This window comes from Agrobacterium sp. K11 (genome assembly GCF_059429395.1).
Window position 1 is genome coordinate 185,770 of record NZ_JCAHRB010000001.1, and the last position, 14,503, is coordinate 200,272.

General features: G+C 58.8%; 17 protein-coding genes. 10 read left to right on the forward strand and 7 right to left on the reverse strand.

The annotated features are described in order from the left end of the window. The first annotated feature begins 19 nt into the window (after positions 1 to 19). From AC5SEO_RS00795 to AC5SEO_RS00805, 3 genes are all read left to right on the forward strand, one after another. Positions 20 to 808, forward strand: coding sequence for an N-formylglutamate amidohydrolase (locus tag AC5SEO_RS00795; RefSeq protein WP_035199675.1), 789 nt, complete (start codon positions 20 to 22; stop codon positions 806 to 808). Between the two features lie 15 nt (positions 809 to 823). After that, positions 824 to 1,129, forward strand: a complete 306-nt coding sequence (locus tag AC5SEO_RS00800; protein WP_013761845.1) for a DUF1244 domain-containing protein — start codon at positions 824 to 826, stop codon at positions 1,127 to 1,129. 151 nt (positions 1,130 to 1,280) lie between these two features. Continuing rightward, the gene (locus AC5SEO_RS00805) at positions 1,281 to 1,538 is read left to right on the forward strand and encodes a DUF2312 domain-containing protein (RefSeq protein ID WP_006314683.1); all 258 of its coding nucleotides are present in this window, start codon (positions 1,281 to 1,283) and stop codon (positions 1,536 to 1,538) included. 69 nt (positions 1,539 to 1,607) lie between these two features. Here AC5SEO_RS00805 and AC5SEO_RS00810 read toward each other — a convergent pair whose 3' ends face one another. The 5 genes from AC5SEO_RS00810 to AC5SEO_RS00830 form a co-directional block, all read right to left on the reverse strand. Beyond that, on the reverse strand, positions 1,608 to 2,228 hold the full coding sequence (locus AC5SEO_RS00810; RefSeq protein WP_041694645.1) for a tetratricopeptide repeat protein: 621 nt from the start codon (positions 2,226 to 2,228) through the stop codon (positions 1,608 to 1,610). Between the two features lie 100 nt (positions 2,229 to 2,328). Beyond that, positions 2,329 to 2,454, reverse strand: coding sequence for a type B 50S ribosomal protein L36 (ykgO, locus tag AC5SEO_RS00815; RefSeq protein WP_003497670.1), 126 nt, complete (start codon positions 2,452 to 2,454; stop codon positions 2,329 to 2,331). Positions 2,455 to 2,593: 139 nt separating this feature from the next. Continuing rightward, the gene (locus AC5SEO_RS00820; protein ID WP_013761843.1) at positions 2,594 to 3,676 is read right to left on the reverse strand and encodes a 5-(carboxyamino)imidazole ribonucleotide synthase; all 1,083 of its coding nucleotides are present in this window, start codon (positions 3,674 to 3,676) and stop codon (positions 2,594 to 2,596) included. A 17-nt stretch (positions 3,677 to 3,693) separates the two neighbouring features. Continuing rightward, positions 3,694 to 4,161 (reverse strand): 5-(carboxyamino)imidazole ribonucleotide mutase, encoded by a 468-nt coding sequence (gene purE / locus AC5SEO_RS00825; RefSeq protein ID WP_035202505.1) that lies wholly within the window; start codon positions 4,159 to 4,161, stop codon positions 3,694 to 3,696. 154 nt (positions 4,162 to 4,315) lie between these two features. Beyond that, a complete protein-coding gene (locus tag AC5SEO_RS00830; protein ID WP_003511431.1) occupies positions 4,316 to 4,519 on the reverse strand; it encodes a YdcH family protein in 204 nt (67 codons plus the stop codon). 236 nt (positions 4,520 to 4,755) lie between these two features. Here AC5SEO_RS00830 and AC5SEO_RS00835 point away from each other — a divergent pair, with 236 nt between their 5' ends. Next, positions 4,756 to 4,932: a YdcH family protein gene (locus AC5SEO_RS00835; protein WP_003511430.1), complete on the forward strand. Its 177-nt coding sequence runs from the start codon at positions 4,756 to 4,758 to the stop codon at positions 4,930 to 4,932. 100 nt (positions 4,933 to 5,032) lie between these two features. Here AC5SEO_RS00835 and AC5SEO_RS00840 read toward each other — a convergent pair whose 3' ends face one another. Further along, a complete protein-coding gene (locus tag AC5SEO_RS00840) occupies positions 5,033 to 5,797 on the reverse strand; it encodes a sulfite exporter TauE/SafE family protein (RefSeq protein WP_003511429.1) in 765 nt (254 codons plus the stop codon). Between the two features lie 103 nt (positions 5,798 to 5,900). Between AC5SEO_RS00840 and AC5SEO_RS00845 the strand changes: the two genes are divergently transcribed. From AC5SEO_RS00845 to AC5SEO_RS00870, 6 genes are all read left to right on the forward strand, one after another. Continuing rightward, positions 5,901 to 6,554: a thiamine phosphate synthase gene (locus AC5SEO_RS00845; protein ID WP_003511427.1), complete on the forward strand. Its 654-nt coding sequence runs from the start codon at positions 5,901 to 5,903 to the stop codon at positions 6,552 to 6,554. A gap of 8 nt (positions 6,555 to 6,562) precedes the next feature. Continuing rightward, positions 6,563 to 7,663 (forward strand): tetratricopeptide repeat protein, encoded by a 1,101-nt coding sequence (locus tag AC5SEO_RS00850; protein WP_013761840.1) that lies wholly within the window; start codon positions 6,563 to 6,565, stop codon positions 7,661 to 7,663. Positions 7,664 to 7,827: 164 nt separating this feature from the next. Then, complete coding sequence (locus AC5SEO_RS00855; RefSeq protein WP_003511424.1) at positions 7,828 to 8,628, forward strand: inositol monophosphatase family protein; 801 nt, start codon at positions 7,828 to 7,830, stop codon at positions 8,626 to 8,628. 200 nt (positions 8,629 to 8,828) lie between these two features. Beyond that, the gene (locus AC5SEO_RS00860) at positions 8,829 to 9,848 is read left to right on the forward strand and encodes a hypothetical protein (protein ID WP_025595386.1); all 1,020 of its coding nucleotides are present in this window, start codon (positions 8,829 to 8,831) and stop codon (positions 9,846 to 9,848) included. Positions 9,849 to 9,850: 2 nt separating this feature from the next. Next, complete coding sequence (locus AC5SEO_RS00865) at positions 9,851 to 10,882, forward strand: peptidoglycan -binding protein (RefSeq protein WP_076845439.1); 1,032 nt, start codon at positions 9,851 to 9,853, stop codon at positions 10,880 to 10,882. Between the two features lie 89 nt (positions 10,883 to 10,971). Then, a complete protein-coding gene (locus tag AC5SEO_RS00870; protein WP_112200801.1) occupies positions 10,972 to 12,618 on the forward strand; it encodes an FAD-binding dehydrogenase in 1,647 nt (548 codons plus the stop codon). 11 nt (positions 12,619 to 12,629) lie between these two features. On the opposite strand, the gene AC5SEO_RS00875 is transcribed toward AC5SEO_RS00870, so the two are convergent. Further along, positions 12,630 to 14,429, reverse strand: coding sequence for an ABC transporter transmembrane domain-containing protein (locus AC5SEO_RS00875; protein ID WP_013761837.1), 1,800 nt, complete (start codon positions 14,427 to 14,429; stop codon positions 12,630 to 12,632). Positions 14,430 to 14,503 lie beyond the last annotated feature (74 nt).

A 14,503-nucleotide genomic window follows, 5' to 3' on the forward strand; every position in this document is an offset into this window, starting at 1 on the left:
CTGCCCCAGAAAATTATCGATGAACGACTTCATACCCTATGAAATCATAGAAGGCGATTATGACAAAGGCATGGTTCTTCTGGCGGACCATGCCATGAACCTCCTGCCGGCACACTACGGCAAACTTGGCCTTCCGCAAACCGCTTTTCATCGTCACATCGCATTTGATATTGGCATTGAAGGGCTGACGCGTTCTCTTGCGGCCCGCCTCGGCGTGCCGGCCGTGCTTGGACGATTTTCGCGCCTCCTGATCGACCCCAATCGCGGCGAGGACGATCCGACCCTTATCATGAAGATTTCGGACGGGGCGATCATCCCCGGCAACCACCCGATTTCGGATGATGAATGGCAAAGACGGATCGAGTTTTTTCATCGTCCCTATCACAATGCCGTCGATCGCGTGCTCACCGGTGTAGCGCAGTCATCGGGGGAAGCGCCGCTTGTTCTGTCGCTGCATTCGTACACGCCATTCTGGAAAGAAACACCGCGGCCCTGGCATGCGGCGGTTCTGTGGGACACGGATAATCGTGCGGTCGATCCGCTTCTGGCGCATCTGCGCGCGACCGGCGACATTCTCGTTGGTGACAACGAACCCTATGACGGGGCGCTGAAGGGCGATACCATGTATCGCCATTGCATGATGAAGGGCATACCGCATGCGCTTCTTGAAGTTCGGCAGGATTTGATCGCGGATGAGGAAGGGATTGCCGAATGGTCGGACCGGCTCGCTCCCATTTTCGCCGCAATGAACGACGATCCCATTTTGCATGAATATGAGCTGTTCACCTCTCGCACCGGCCCCTACTGAGCCTGGAGCTGCCCCATGACGACACCGAATGACAAACAGCAGATTGAATTCGAGGCCGCCGCATTTCGCCGTCTCGTCGAGCATCTTCGCGAGCGCCACGATGTGCAGAACATCGACCTGATGAATCTCGCGGGCTTTTGCCGGAATTGCCTTTCCAACTGGTATGGGGAAGCCGCTAACGAGGCCGGCGTTGCACTCACCAAGGAGCAATCCCGGGAAATCGTCTACGGAATGCCCTATGAGGAGTGGAAGGAAAAATATCAGGCGAAGGCGAGCGACGCCCAGAAAGCCGCCTTTGAGCAGAACAAGCCAACGGAATAACCCCCGAGCGACGGAAACGACTTGACGTGAGGCCCGTCAGTGGGCAGGTCACAGGCCGGAATTTTTGCTGCCCGGCTGGCGGCGACCGGCGAAGGCTTCGCCTGGATTTAATGAACAAGGCTCACCCGAGCTGCTACCAATGAAGGATGATATGATGGACGAAACGAGCACCACCGAAACCGTCGCCGCCGCCGAACTGCGTCAATTCATCGAGCGCGTCGAGCGTCTCGAAGAGGAAAAGGCCGCCATTCAGGGAGACATCAAGGATGTCATGGGCGAGGCGAAGGGTCGTGGCTACGATACCAAGGCGATCCGCACCATCATCCGCCTGCGCAAGAAGGACGCCAACGAGCGTATCGAGGAAGAAACCATTCTTCAGACCTATATGGCTGCGCTTGGCATGGAATGATCGTTTGACGGTCCCACAATGAAAAATCGCCGCTTTTGCGGCGATTTTTGTTTGGATCGTCTGCGATATTCAGCTGCGAGTGCCAGCCAGCTTTTCAGAAAGGTCAGCGGCCTCTTTGCGGGCGTCCTTGTCCGCGGGATAGAGCGCGAGATAGCGTTCCCAGGCTTTCAGCGCCAGATCGTCACGGCCTGAGGCTTCGAGGATGTTTGCAAGGCTCGCCAATGCCGGAAAATAGCGCGGCTCCTTCTCCAGCGTCAGATTGATATCCGCCATCGCCTTTCGGGTGTCGCCATCCGCAAAATGCACCATGGCGCGGCGATAGGGCGCCTGCACGTAGTCCGGATCGAGTAAAATAGCCTGGTCGAGAAAATCGTAAGCGGCGGCGTTGCGCTTGTCGTCTGCGGCTTCACCTGCCCATTGCATCAGGAGATTGATTGTCGCGCTGCCGGAATCGTTCCATTCGGAAGCGATCTGGTTGGCAATGCTGCGCGCCTTGACCGCATTCCGCTCTTTTTTCAGCGATGCGAAAAGACTGTCAACTGTCTTTGCAGGTGAAGGCGCAGCCTCCATGGCTGCGGGAGGCTGACTATCTGCCGCATGACCAAGGGACGCCATTCCTGAAAGCAGGAGGCCCGAAAGCAGGAAACCCTGAGCGACGATGATAGCCGTGCAAAAACGATTTGGGCGCATGGGTTAAAGCTTAACCCGACTGCGCCCAATATCAAATGCAAAGTTCTGCACTGTCAACAAAGTGATCCGCGATGTGATCGCGAACCGCAGTGGCACTCAATCAGCCCTGACGAGCCTTGAAGCGCGGGTTCTGCTTGTTGATGATGTAGACGCGGCCCTTGCGGCGAACCAGGCGGTTATCGCGATGACGGGCCTTAAGCGCTTTAAGCGAATTCTTGATTTTCATTTTACTGGTCCGCAGTTTTGCACGGCTTTTACCGTGCTTATTCAAACAATCAAAAGCGCGCAACGGGGCGCGCTCTTTTCGGTTGGCAGGCAAATACCCGTTTGACCCCTGCCTGTCAACACTTCCAGACGTCTTTGCCTTAAAAGACTGAGGCTTTTCCTGTGTGCAAAAGCTCGGTCACATGGCCCATCTTGCGGCCAGGCCGTGCTTGTGTCTTGCCGTAAAGATGCACGAGACAGTCTTTTTTCGAAAGCCATGCTGGCACATCGTTGATGTCATCGCCGATGAGGTTCGTCATGACGCAATCCGAATGGCGGGCCGTGCTGCCGGGGACAAGACCGGAGACGGCTCGTATATGCTGTTCGAATTGCGAGACCACGCAGGCCGCTTCCGTCCAGTGGCCGGTATTGTGCACGCGCGGCGCCATTTCATTGGCAACGAGCGAACCATCTGGCAGCACGAAAAACTCGATGCCGATCACGCCGACATAGTCGAGCGCAGCCAGAAGCTTTTCCGCCGATTGCACGGCAACCGCCTTCGCCGCATCGGAGAGTGCTGCCGGCACCGTGGATGTATGCAGAATGCCGTTCAGATGAATGTTTTCGGCCGGATCGTAGCAGGTAACGGTGCCATCCCTGAAACGGGCGGCAATGATCGAGATTTCCCGCTCGAAAGCGACGAAGCTTTCGAGGATGAGCGGCACGCCACCGAGTGTTGCGAAGGCGCCTGCGATGTCCTCACTACCCTTGAAAAGCCTCTGGCCCTTGCCGTCATAGCCCATGCGGCGGGTTTTCAGCACACCCTTGCCACCAAAAGCGGCCAATGCCGCCTCCAGTTCTTCCTGATTATCCACGGCGCGGAAATCGGCGGTCGGAATGCCGCAACCGTTGAGGAAGCGTTTCTCCGTCAGCCTATCCTGCGAGGCGCTGAGAGCCTGCGGCGGGGGATAAACGGGAACTGAAGCGCTCAGCGTCTCGGCTGCGGTGACGGGTACGTTCTCGAATTCGTAGGTCACGACATCGCAAAGGCGAGCGAGTTTCGCAAGCGCCGTCTCGTCACCGTATTCCGCGACGATCTGGCTGTTGCAGACCTGCGCCGCCGGACAATCGGCTTGCGGTTCGAGAACGATGGTGCGGTGGTTGAGGCGTGCGGCGGCCATTGCCAGCATGCGGCCAAGCTGCCCGCCGCCGATGATGCCGATGGTGAGATTGTTCGTATTCATCGTCGTGTCAGAGGCTGTCACTGGGCGCTGTCCATGGGATATTCGGCAACGGCCGCTGACTGGCGCGCGCGCCATGCATCGAGCCGGTCTGCCAGGTCCTCGTCACCCAGCGCCAGAACCGCAGCTGCCAGAAGTGCTGCATTGATAGCGCCGGCCTTGCCGATGGCAAGCGTTCCGACGGGAATGCCAGCGGGCATCTGGACGATGGAATAGAGGCTGTCCTGCCCGGACATCGTCTTGGATTGTACCGGGACGCCGAAAACCGGCAGCGGGGTCATGGCGGCGGTCATGCCCGGCAGATGGGCGGCGCCGCCGGCACCCGCGATGATGACCTTGAAGCCTTCGTCTTTCGCGCCATTGGCAAATTCATAAAGGCGATCAGGCGTGCGGTGGGCGGAAATGATGCGGGCTTCGTATTCCACGTCCAGCGCATCCAGCGTATCGGCGGCATTCTTCATGGTCTCCCAGTCGGACTGGCTGCCCATGATGATGGCGACGGGGGGTGTTTCTGCTGTCACTTCGCTTCTCCGGCTTACAGCATAGGCGCAAAAATCGATTTTGATTTCTGCAAGGCACGATGCGTAAATTCAATAGATTAGAGCGTCTCTCGTGCATCCGGCAGGAAGCACGGAAGCCACTCTAGGCAATGATATCGGGAATGACCTGATCTTCGATCTGGGTCATCTTGTCCTTGACGGCTAGCTTTTTCTTTTTCATGCGTTGTATTCTCAGCGCATCGCAGTTGGTCTGGATCATCGCGTTGATCGCAGCGTCATAATCCTCATGCTCCTGGCGCAGCCGCGCCAGCGTAAGCCTGATGTCCGCCTGGTCCTGATCGGGCATCTTGTCATCCCCATTTTATGCCAGCCGGAGAGCCTCCGGCGCGTATGTCATCGGTCCTCGAGCCTCTATCATCAAATCGCGGTAACGGGAAGTTATCCCTTGCGACCAAATTGCCCACTTATTGCCTTCATTTCGCCTTCGACAAGACCAACGATCCATGTCACATTGTCGTCGCAAACCTGAAACTCCAGCGATGGAGAGCTGGAGGTAGGCTTAAAAATGGAAGGACGTGCCGCATGACCATTCAGGCTCATATTGCATCGCTCGAAAAGAAACACGGTGCTCTGGAGGAGGAGCTCGAAAGTATTCTTGCTTCCCCGTCCTCTGACGATAGAGAGATCGCCGATCTCAAACGCCGTAAACTGCGCCTGAAGGATGAACTACAGAGGCTTCGCGCCTCCACAAGGCATTGATTGATGCCATTCCCCAGCCTTCGATAAAGGACTGACGGATTCTTTTTCGGCCCTGGCGGTACGTGCGTGCTGCCAGGGCTTTTTAGTGGCCGCCTTGGGTCTAGAAAGGCAGCCCGTCCCACAGCAGTTTCAGCGCCGCGATCAGCGCCATGGTATACATCAGCGGGTAGAACACTGATGGTTTCAGATATTTCACCACCCTTGCGCCGGCAAGCGTCGCCAGCATTGCCACCGGCAACAGGCTCGCCGATGTCTTGAGGTTGGTTGCATCAAGCGCTCCCAGCGCGAAATAGGGAATGAGCTTGATTGCATTCATGATCGCGAAGAAACGCACGCTCATGCCGGTATAGGTCTTGGGATCGAGCTTCAGCGGCAGAACATAGATCTGGAAGGGTGGGCCACCCGCATGGGCCACGAAACTCGCATAACCGGACAGGCTGGACCAGAGTGTTGCAGCCACCGGACGCTGCGGTCTGGCCGGAATCTCCTGCCCTTTGCGGCTTTTGAAGCTCTCCTGGAAATAACGCAGTACGAACAGGATCGTCACCGAGGCGACGACGAGGCGCATGGCGTCTGCCGAGATGAGGCTTGATGTCGCCCAGCCGAGAGTAATGCCGGCGATCGCGCCCGGAAGCATGATAAGGAGCGTTTGCCGGTGGTTGTGGTGCCGCCAGGCCCATAGCGCCACAAGATCCATCACGATCAGGATCGGCAGGAAGATTGCCGCCGCCTGCACGGGCGGGATGGCAAGCGCCATCAGCGGCACGCCCATCAGTGCCAGCGCACCGCCCAACCCGCCCTTGGAAAGGCCGACAAGCACGACTGCGGGGATGGCGACGAGGAAAAAATGAAAATCGGTCAGCATGGATGAAGGTTGATCCTTTCGCCGGTCCGGTCTATCGGATTTATCATATCAAAACGAGTGCAGATAACGCCGAAAGTGTCTTCTGCCTGAAATGGACGAACCGATGACCAAAGTTGATAACCGTTGCCGCCTTGTTCTGATCGTCCCGCAATTGGACGACGCGCAAAAGCAGGCGACAGAATTGCAAGAAGCACTGCGAGGCGGCGATGTGGCTTCGGTCATCATTCCGCAATATGATCTGGATGACGCCACTTTCCAGAAACGCGCCGAATTGATCGTGCCGATGGTGCAGGAGGCTGGTGCCGCTGCCCTTATCGCGGGCGACAGCCGCGTTGCGAGCCGGGTGAAGGCGGATGGCCTGCATGTGGCGGGCAATGCCGAGGCGCTTGCGGAGGCCGTGGAAAATTTCGCACCGAAGCTGATCGTTGGCGGCGGCAATGCCGATGATCGGCATAAGGCTCTGGAGATGGGTGAGTCCAATCCGGACTACGTGTTTTTTGGAAAGCTCGAAGGCGACATCAAGCCGGAAGCGCATCCCAAAAATCTGGCACTCGGCGAATGGTGGGCATCGATGATCGAGATTCCATCCATCGTCATGGGCGGCACCGATATCTCGTCGGTGGTTGCCGTGGCCGAAGCCGGCGTGGAATTCGTGGCGATGCGCAGCGGCGTTTTTGACAATGCCTCAGGTGCTGCCCAGGCCGTTTCTGAAATCAACGCGTTGCTTGACGAAAAAGCGCCACGGTTTGACGGTTGATACAGGCGATGTTGATGCGCTCGGTTCACGTCTGCCTTTCTATTTCGCTGCTGGCGCTGTCTTTCGGCGCGCCGGCGGGCGTCGCTTTTGCCCAATCCGGACCGCAAAGCGAAAGCAACGCGCTTTCCCGCCAGTTGGAGGATGAGGCGCAGCCTTCCCGTCAGGGCAGGGTGCAATCCGAAGAGCAGAAGGACTTGCAACCGTCGCAGGGCGTCAACGTCTATCAGCGCATGGGCGCGGACCTGCCGGCCTTGCCGCCTGAAAAGGAGTTCAAGGGCCGGGTGGATGAGGCCTATGGGCATTTCCAGCGCGGCGAATATGTCCAGGCGCTCGACAAGGCGCTCAACCGTGCGCAGAACGGCGATGCGGCCGCCCAGACGCTGGTGGCGGAAATGATGTCGCGTGGTCTCGGCATCGCCCGCGACGAAAAGACCGCGGCCTTCTGGTACCAGCAGGCGGCACAGGGTGGCGATCCCGTCGCGATGTTCAAATTCGCCCTCATTTTGATGGAGGGCAAGTTCGTTACCCGCGACAAGGCGAAGGCCGACGATTACATGCACCGTGCGGCGGAAGCCGGCAATGCTTCGGCTCAGTTCAACTGGGGGCAGATACTGGTTTCGGAAAATCCCGGCGTAAAGGGATTGCTGATGGCCATGCCGTATTATGAAAAGTCCGCCGAGCAGGGCATTGCCGACGCGCAATATGCGGTGTCGCAGATCTACCACTCGGTCAAGGATGTGCCGGCCGAAAAGAAGGCAAAGGCGCGCGATTGGCTGACGCGGGCCGCAAAGGCCGGCTACGATACCGCGCAGGTCGATCTCGGCATCTGGCTGGTCAACGGTTTTGGCGGCGAGCGAAATCTGGATGAAGGCTTCCGCTGGCTTTACGGTGCTGCACAGCGCGGCAACGTCGTGGCGCAGAACAAGGTGGCGCATCTTTACATTCAGGCGCTCGGCACACGGCCCGATCCGGTGGAGGCGGCCAAATGGTACGTGCTTTCCCGCCGCGCCGGGCTGAAGGATCCCTCTCTCGAGGATTTTTATCTCGGGATCACCGACGAGCAGCAGAAAAAGGCTATCGAGGCGGCAAATCGTTTCCGTCCGATGTGATGCAAGGCCGGTTGTTCGGCGCCAGCGTGCATGTGCAGGCTTTTTGCCTTGAATTTCCGCGCGTTTTGTGGTCTTGAACCGCAAACTTTCAATTCAAGAAAATAATGACGTTCCTGCCCGGCTAGCTTGCGGGTGGTTCGCAAGCTTTCCAGGAAACAAATTCGATGGCACGTTCAGCCCTTCTCAATGTCATGGTTCAGGCCGCCCTCAAGGCGGGTAAGTCTTTGTCGCGTGACTTCGGTGAAGTGCAGAACCTTCAGGTTTCGGTCAAGGGACCGAGCGATTTCGTATCGCAGGCGGACCTAAAGGCTGAAAAGATCGTGCGCGACGAGCTGATGAAAGCCCGCCCAACCTACGATTTTCTGGGTGAGGAAGGCGGCGAGGAAAAGGGCAGTGATGGTGCGCATCGCTGGATCGTCGACCCGCTGGATGGCACGACCAACTTCCTGCACGGCATTCCGCATTTCGCCGTTTCCATCGCGCTCGAGCGTAACGGAGAAGTCGTAGCCGGCGTGATTTTCAATCCCGCGACCGACGAACTCTATACCGCCGAGCGTGGTGGCGGCGCGTTCCTTAACGATCGTCGTATCCGCGTTGCCGCGCGCAAGGCGTTGACGGATTGCGTCATCGGCTGCGGTGTGCCCCATCTCGGTCGCGGCAATCACGGCAAATTCCTTGTCGAACTTCGCCATGTCATGGGTGAAGCAGCCGGCATCCGCCGCATGGGTGCTGCAGCACTCGACCTTGCCTATGTTGCAGCAGGTCGCCTCGACGGTTTCTGGGAAGCAGAGCTTTCGCCGTGGGATATGGCGGCCGGTCTGGTGCTGATTCGCGAAGCTGGCGGGTTCACCTCCGACGCCAAGGGCGGCGCGGATATCTTCGGCAGCGGCAGTGTTGCTGCCGGAAACGAATATATCCACAAGGCACTTGTGGAAGTTGCCAACCGTCCGATTCCGGGTCGTTGATCGATTTCGGCAGAAAACCTGCCGTTTAATCCAGGTTTTAGGCGCCCGGCGAACTATCGCCGGGCGTTTTTGTTTTTTCGGTCTTCGGTCAAGCCGGCTTTCGTGAAATGCCTGTGACGAAAGACAGGCTTTTCGCTTCAAATCGTCGCAATTTTCAAATAGCGTCCGGTTGATACGTGACCGAAGGGAATGCGAACGTTATGGCGGATTCGGAGTTGCTCGATCTCGGCGTGGAAAAGCCGGTGACCACACGGCAATACAGCCACAAGCTGTCCAGCCCCACACCGTTTCTGTGGACGATGGTTCTGTTTCTGATCCTCGTCGGCTTTCTGGCGGCCATTCTTTACCGGCAGGCGCACACGGCCTTCATGACGAATCCGGGCTTGAACGGCTTCATTCTTGGCGTTCTCGTCATCGGCATCATTCTGGTATTCACGCAGACCATGAGCCTGCGTTCGGAAGTCCGCTGGTTTAACGCATTCCGGGCCGCCGGCAGCGCCGAGAAAGTCGGCCGCGCTCCAAAACTGCTGGCCCCCATGAGCACGTTGATCGGCAAGCGTGGCGAAGTCCGGCTTTCTGCAGTTACGCAGCGGACAATTCTCGATTCCATCGCGACACGCCTTGATGAATCGCGCGATACTTCACGTTATCTTGTCGGCCTTCTGGTGTTTCTCGGCCTGCTCGGCACCTTCTGGGGTCTGATCGGCACCATCGGCGCCATCAGCAATGTCATTCAGTCGCTCGATCCCAGCGCCGGCACCAGCAACGATATTCTAAGCTCGCTCAAGTCCGGTCTCACCGCGCCGCTTTCCGGCATGGGAACGGCGTTTTCCTCGTCGCTCCTCGGCCTTTCAGGCTCGCTGATCCTCGGTTTCCTCGATCTTCAGGCCGGCCGTGCCCAGAACCGTTTTTACACCCAGCTCGAAAACTGGCTGTCGTCGGTGACGGATACGTCGGCGGATGGGCCAAGGGAATTCAACGCTGAACCCGGCGCAATGGTCAGCACTGAGCGCTCGCTTGCCGCCATGACGAGTCTTGCTGAAGGCATTCAAGGTCTGGTCAAGAACATGCGCAGCGAGCAGCAGATGTTGCGTGACTGGATCGAGGCGCAGCAGGAGGAATCGAAATCACTTCGCCGCACGCTCGACCGGTTGTCGACACGTATCGACGGCGAGACAAAATCCTCCGGACGCACCCGGCACGATAACGGGAGCGAGTAGCCATGGCGCTTGCGCGCAACCGCCGCCGCGACAGGGGTGTGGATTATTGGCCGGGTTTCGTCGATGCGCTGTCGACGCTGCTCATGGCCATCATGTTCCTGCTGACGGTCTTCGTGCTGGCGCAATTTGTTCTGTCGCGGGAAATTAGTGGCAAGGACGAGGTGTTGACGCGCCTCAACAGCCAGATTGCCGAATTGACTGAACTTCTGGCCATGGAAAAGGGCAGCAAGCAGGATATCGAGGATGCGCTGGCGAGCCTGCAATCAACCCTTGCCGCATCTGAAAGCGAGCGCTCACGTCTGCAGTCGCTTCTCGATGCGGGATCGGGCACCAATGCAAGCGCCAATGCCCGGATTGGCAGCCTGACCGGCGAGCTGGATGACCAAAGACAGGCCAATTCCCGCGCCTCCGCACAGATCGAATTGCTCAACCAGCAGATTGCGGCGCTTAGGGCGCAGATCGCATCGGTGGAAGCCGCCCTGCAGGCGTCGGAAGCCAAGGATACCTCATCACAAGTCAAGATCGCCGATCTCGGCCGCCGTCTCAATGTTGCGCTGGCGCAGCGGGTTCAGGAACTCAACCGCTATCGTTCTGATTTTTTCGGGCGTCTGCGTGAAATCCTCTCGGATCGCGAAAACATTCGCATCGTCGGCGACCGCTTTGTCTTCCAGTCCGAAGTGCTCTTTCCATCCGGTGGTAACGACCTCAATCCGCAAGGGCAGGCGGAGATGGAGAAGCTGGCGGCCGCGCTGATCGATCTTGCCAAGGAAATCCCCACCGAGATCAACTGGGTTCTGCGCGTGGATGGCCACACGGACAATGTCCAGCTTTCCGGGTCCGGCCGCTTCCGTGACAATTGGGAACTTTCCTCGGCACGCGCAACCTCCGTGGTGAAGTTCCTGATCTCCAAGGGTGTTCCGGCCAACCGGCTGGTCGCTGCCGGTTTCGGTGAATATCAGCCGATTGCCGAAGGCGACACGCCGGAAGCACGCCAGCAGAACCGCCGTATCGAACTGAAGCTCACCGAGCGCTAACACCTTAAGCCGTATCATAGCGGTTGCCTTGAGCTGCAAGTAAATTTACGTTCGCGTAAACGTAATTCTGTCGCATCTGGGAGGAGCTGATGGAGGGATATGATGTGATCGTTGTCGGCGCGGGGCTTGCCGGTCTGGTCGCAGCGACAGAGGCTGTTGAGCGCGGTTTCAGTGTTTGCCTTGTGGATCAGGAGGGGGAGCAGAACCTGGGCGGGCAGGCCTTCTGGTCGCTGGGTGGTCTGTTTTTTGTTGATAGTCCCGAACAGCGCCAAATGCGGGTGCGCGACAATCTCGATCTTGCAAGGCAGGACTGGTTCGGCTCCGCCGGTTTTGATCGCTTGGAAGATCATTGGCCGCGCCGCTGGGCGGAGGCTTATCTCAATTTCGCCGCAGGCGAGAAACGTGAATGGCTGCATCGGCTGGGCATGCGCTGGTTTCCCGTGGTCGGCTGGGCCGAGCGTGGCGGTGCCCTTGCTCATGGCCACGGCAATTCCGTTCCGCGTTTCCATGTCACCTGGGGCACTGGCCCCGGTGTGCTGGCGCCTTTCGTTGAAAAGGCAAAGATCATGACGGCAAGCGGTCGGCTCACCTTTCGGTTCCGCCACCGCGTCGATCATCTGGATATCACCGACGGCAGGGTGACGGGCATTTCCGGTGTTGTTCTTGCCAGGGATCCGGTGTTGCGCGGGCAACCAAGCAGCCGGGAAGAGCAGGGTGATTTTGTCCTTTCGGCCTCGGCGGTCATCGTCAGTTCCGGTGGCATCGGCGGCAATCAGGAACTGGTGCGGCGCAACTGGCCGTTGGAGCGGCTGGGCAAGCCCCCCGCGACCATGGTCTGTGGCGTGCCTGCGCATGTGGATGGCCGTATGATCGCTATTACGGAAGCAGCGGGCGGAACGGTCATCAATCGCGACCGTATGTGGCATTATACCGAGGGCGTGAAAAATCACGATCCGATCTGGCCGGACCATGGCATTCGTATTTTGCCCGGCCCCTCGTCTTTCTGGTGCGATGCGGATGGAAACCGGCTCGCAGCACCCGCGATGCCGGGCTTCGATACGCTCGGCACGCTTAAGATGCTGGGCGAACGCGGCAGCGGTCACAGCTGGTTCATTCTGACCAAGGCAATCATCAAGAAGGAATTTGCGCTTTCTGGTTCGGAGCAAAATCCGGATCTGACGGGCAAGGATGTGCGGCTACTGCTCAAACGGTTGGGCAAGGAGCCACCGGGGCCAGTGCGGGCTTTCATGGAACGCGGCGAGGATTTCGCCGTCCGTGATACGCTGGAAGAACTCGTGGCGGCGATGAATACCATAAACGGGGACAATCGGCTGAATATTGACCACATCCGCTATCAAATAGAGGCACGAGACCGGGAGATCGAAAACGGTTTCAGCAAGGATGCGCAGGTTACGGCGATCCACGGAGCGCGACGTTATCTTGGTGATCGGTTGATGCGCACTGCAAAACCACATCGGTTGCTAGACCCGACAAAAGGGCCACTGATTGCGGTGCGTCTGCATGTGTTAACGCGCAAGACGCTTGGCGGTTTGCATACGGACCTAGAGGCGAGGGTGCTGGACGCGGCCGGCAACCCTGTTCCGGGCCTTTATGCTGCCGGAGAGGTGGCAGGCTTCGGCGGCGGCGGCATGCACGGATATAATGCGCTGGAGGGCACATTCCTCGGCGGTTGCCTGTTTTCGGGCCGTGTCGCGGGGCGTTGCGTGCTGGCTTAAGCCCACACGGCTCACGCTTGAGCGCGCAGCTCGTCCGGCCCTGTCTGGAATTGCAGCCGGGCAAGTCTCGCGTAAAGGCCGTTCTGGCGGATAAGGCTCTGGTGCGTGCCTTCCTCGATGATACGACCCTCATCCATCACGAGAATGCGGTCGGCCTTCAACACGGTGGCAAGGCGATGGGCAATGACGATGGTGGTGCGGGTTTTCATCAGCTCATCGAGCGCCTTTTGCACCAGCGTTTCGCTTTCGGCGTCCAGTGCGGAGGTCGCTTCGTCAAGAAGCAGGATAGGGGCGTTGCGCAGGATGGCGCGGGCAATGGCGATGCGCTGGCGTTGACCGCCGGAAAGCGTTACGCCGCGCTCGCCCACCTGCGTGTCATAACCATCGTTCAGCCGGGCGATGAAGCTGTCTGCCTGAGCGGCGATAGCGGCCGTGCGCACTTCTTCGCGTGTCGCAGCCGGCCGACCAAATGCGATGTTATCGTGGATGGAGGAGGCAAAGATCGCCACATCCTGTGGAACAATAGACAGTCGCGCGCGCAGATCGGCAAGGCTAACATCGCGGATATCGACGCCATCGATGGTGATGCGGCCCTCCTGCGGATCGTAGAATCGCATCAGCAGCGAAAAGACCGTGCTTTTTCCCGCCCCGGAAGGGCCGACGATGGCGACGGTTTCGCCGGCATTGACCTTGAAGGAGAGGCCGGAGATGATCGGGCCACCGGTTGCGAGTGGATAAATGAAACCGACATTCTCGAATGCCGCTTCGCCGCGCGGCGGCTGAACCATCGAAACGGGTGCTGACGGCTCTGCAACGGGCGAGCGCTCGTTCAGCAGTTCGGAAAGCCGTTCAGCCGCGCCGCCCGCCTGCGCCAGTTCACCCCAGACTTCGGAGAGCTGGCCTAGGCCGCTTGCCGCGATGACCGAATAAAGCACGAACTGGCCAAGCGTACCCGCCGTCATGCCGCCGGACAAAACGCTTTGCGCGCCATACCAGAGAATGCCGACGACGCTGCCGAAAACGAGCGCGATGGCGACGGCGGTGAGGATGGAGCGGGCGCCTATCGCCGCCCGCGCACCCTGATAGGCTGCTTCTACGGAGGCGCCGTAGCGGGCATTCGCAAGCGCCTCGGCGTTAAAGGACTGCACTGTGCGGCTCGCCCCGATAGTTTCCGAGGCATAGGCGGCGGAATTGGCCAATGTGTCTTGCGTATTGCGGGAGCGGGCACGAACCGAGCGCCCGAAAGCAATCAAAGGAAAAACGATGAACGGGATGGCCAGGAGCGCAAGGCCGGAAAGGCCGGGGCTGGTATAGATCATCATCGCCACCGCGCCGCAACACATGATGATGTTACGCAGCGCAACGGAAGCTGAGGAACCGAACGCCGAGCGAATCTGTACGGTATCCGCGGTCAACCGAGAGGTCAGCTCTCCCGAGCGGTTGGCATCGAAAAACTGCTGCGACAGCGTGGTGAGATGAGCAAAGACATCCCGGCGCAGATCGGCAACGACCCTTTCGCCGATGGTCATGACATAATAATAGCGCATGGCGCTGGCGAGAGCGAGAAGGACGGCAATGGCCAGAAGCACGGCGAAGTAGCTGTTGATCATGCCACCGTCCGGCGTCTGGAAACCGTGATCGATGATACGGCGAACGGCAAGCGGCAAGGCGAGTGTCGTGGCGGAAGAAAGCACAAGCGCAAACAGGGCCGCTGCCATCAGGCCGCGATACCGCCTGAGATAGGGAAACAGGCCAAGCAGCGGCTTCAGGTTTCTCTGTTTAGCCGCTTTCTGCTCTTCAATGTCTGCCACGTCCGCTACACTCCTCGTTCCGTGCCGTTTTTCGGCCTTTTGCGGGTGAATTTCCGGCGCGCGGTAAAATTCTA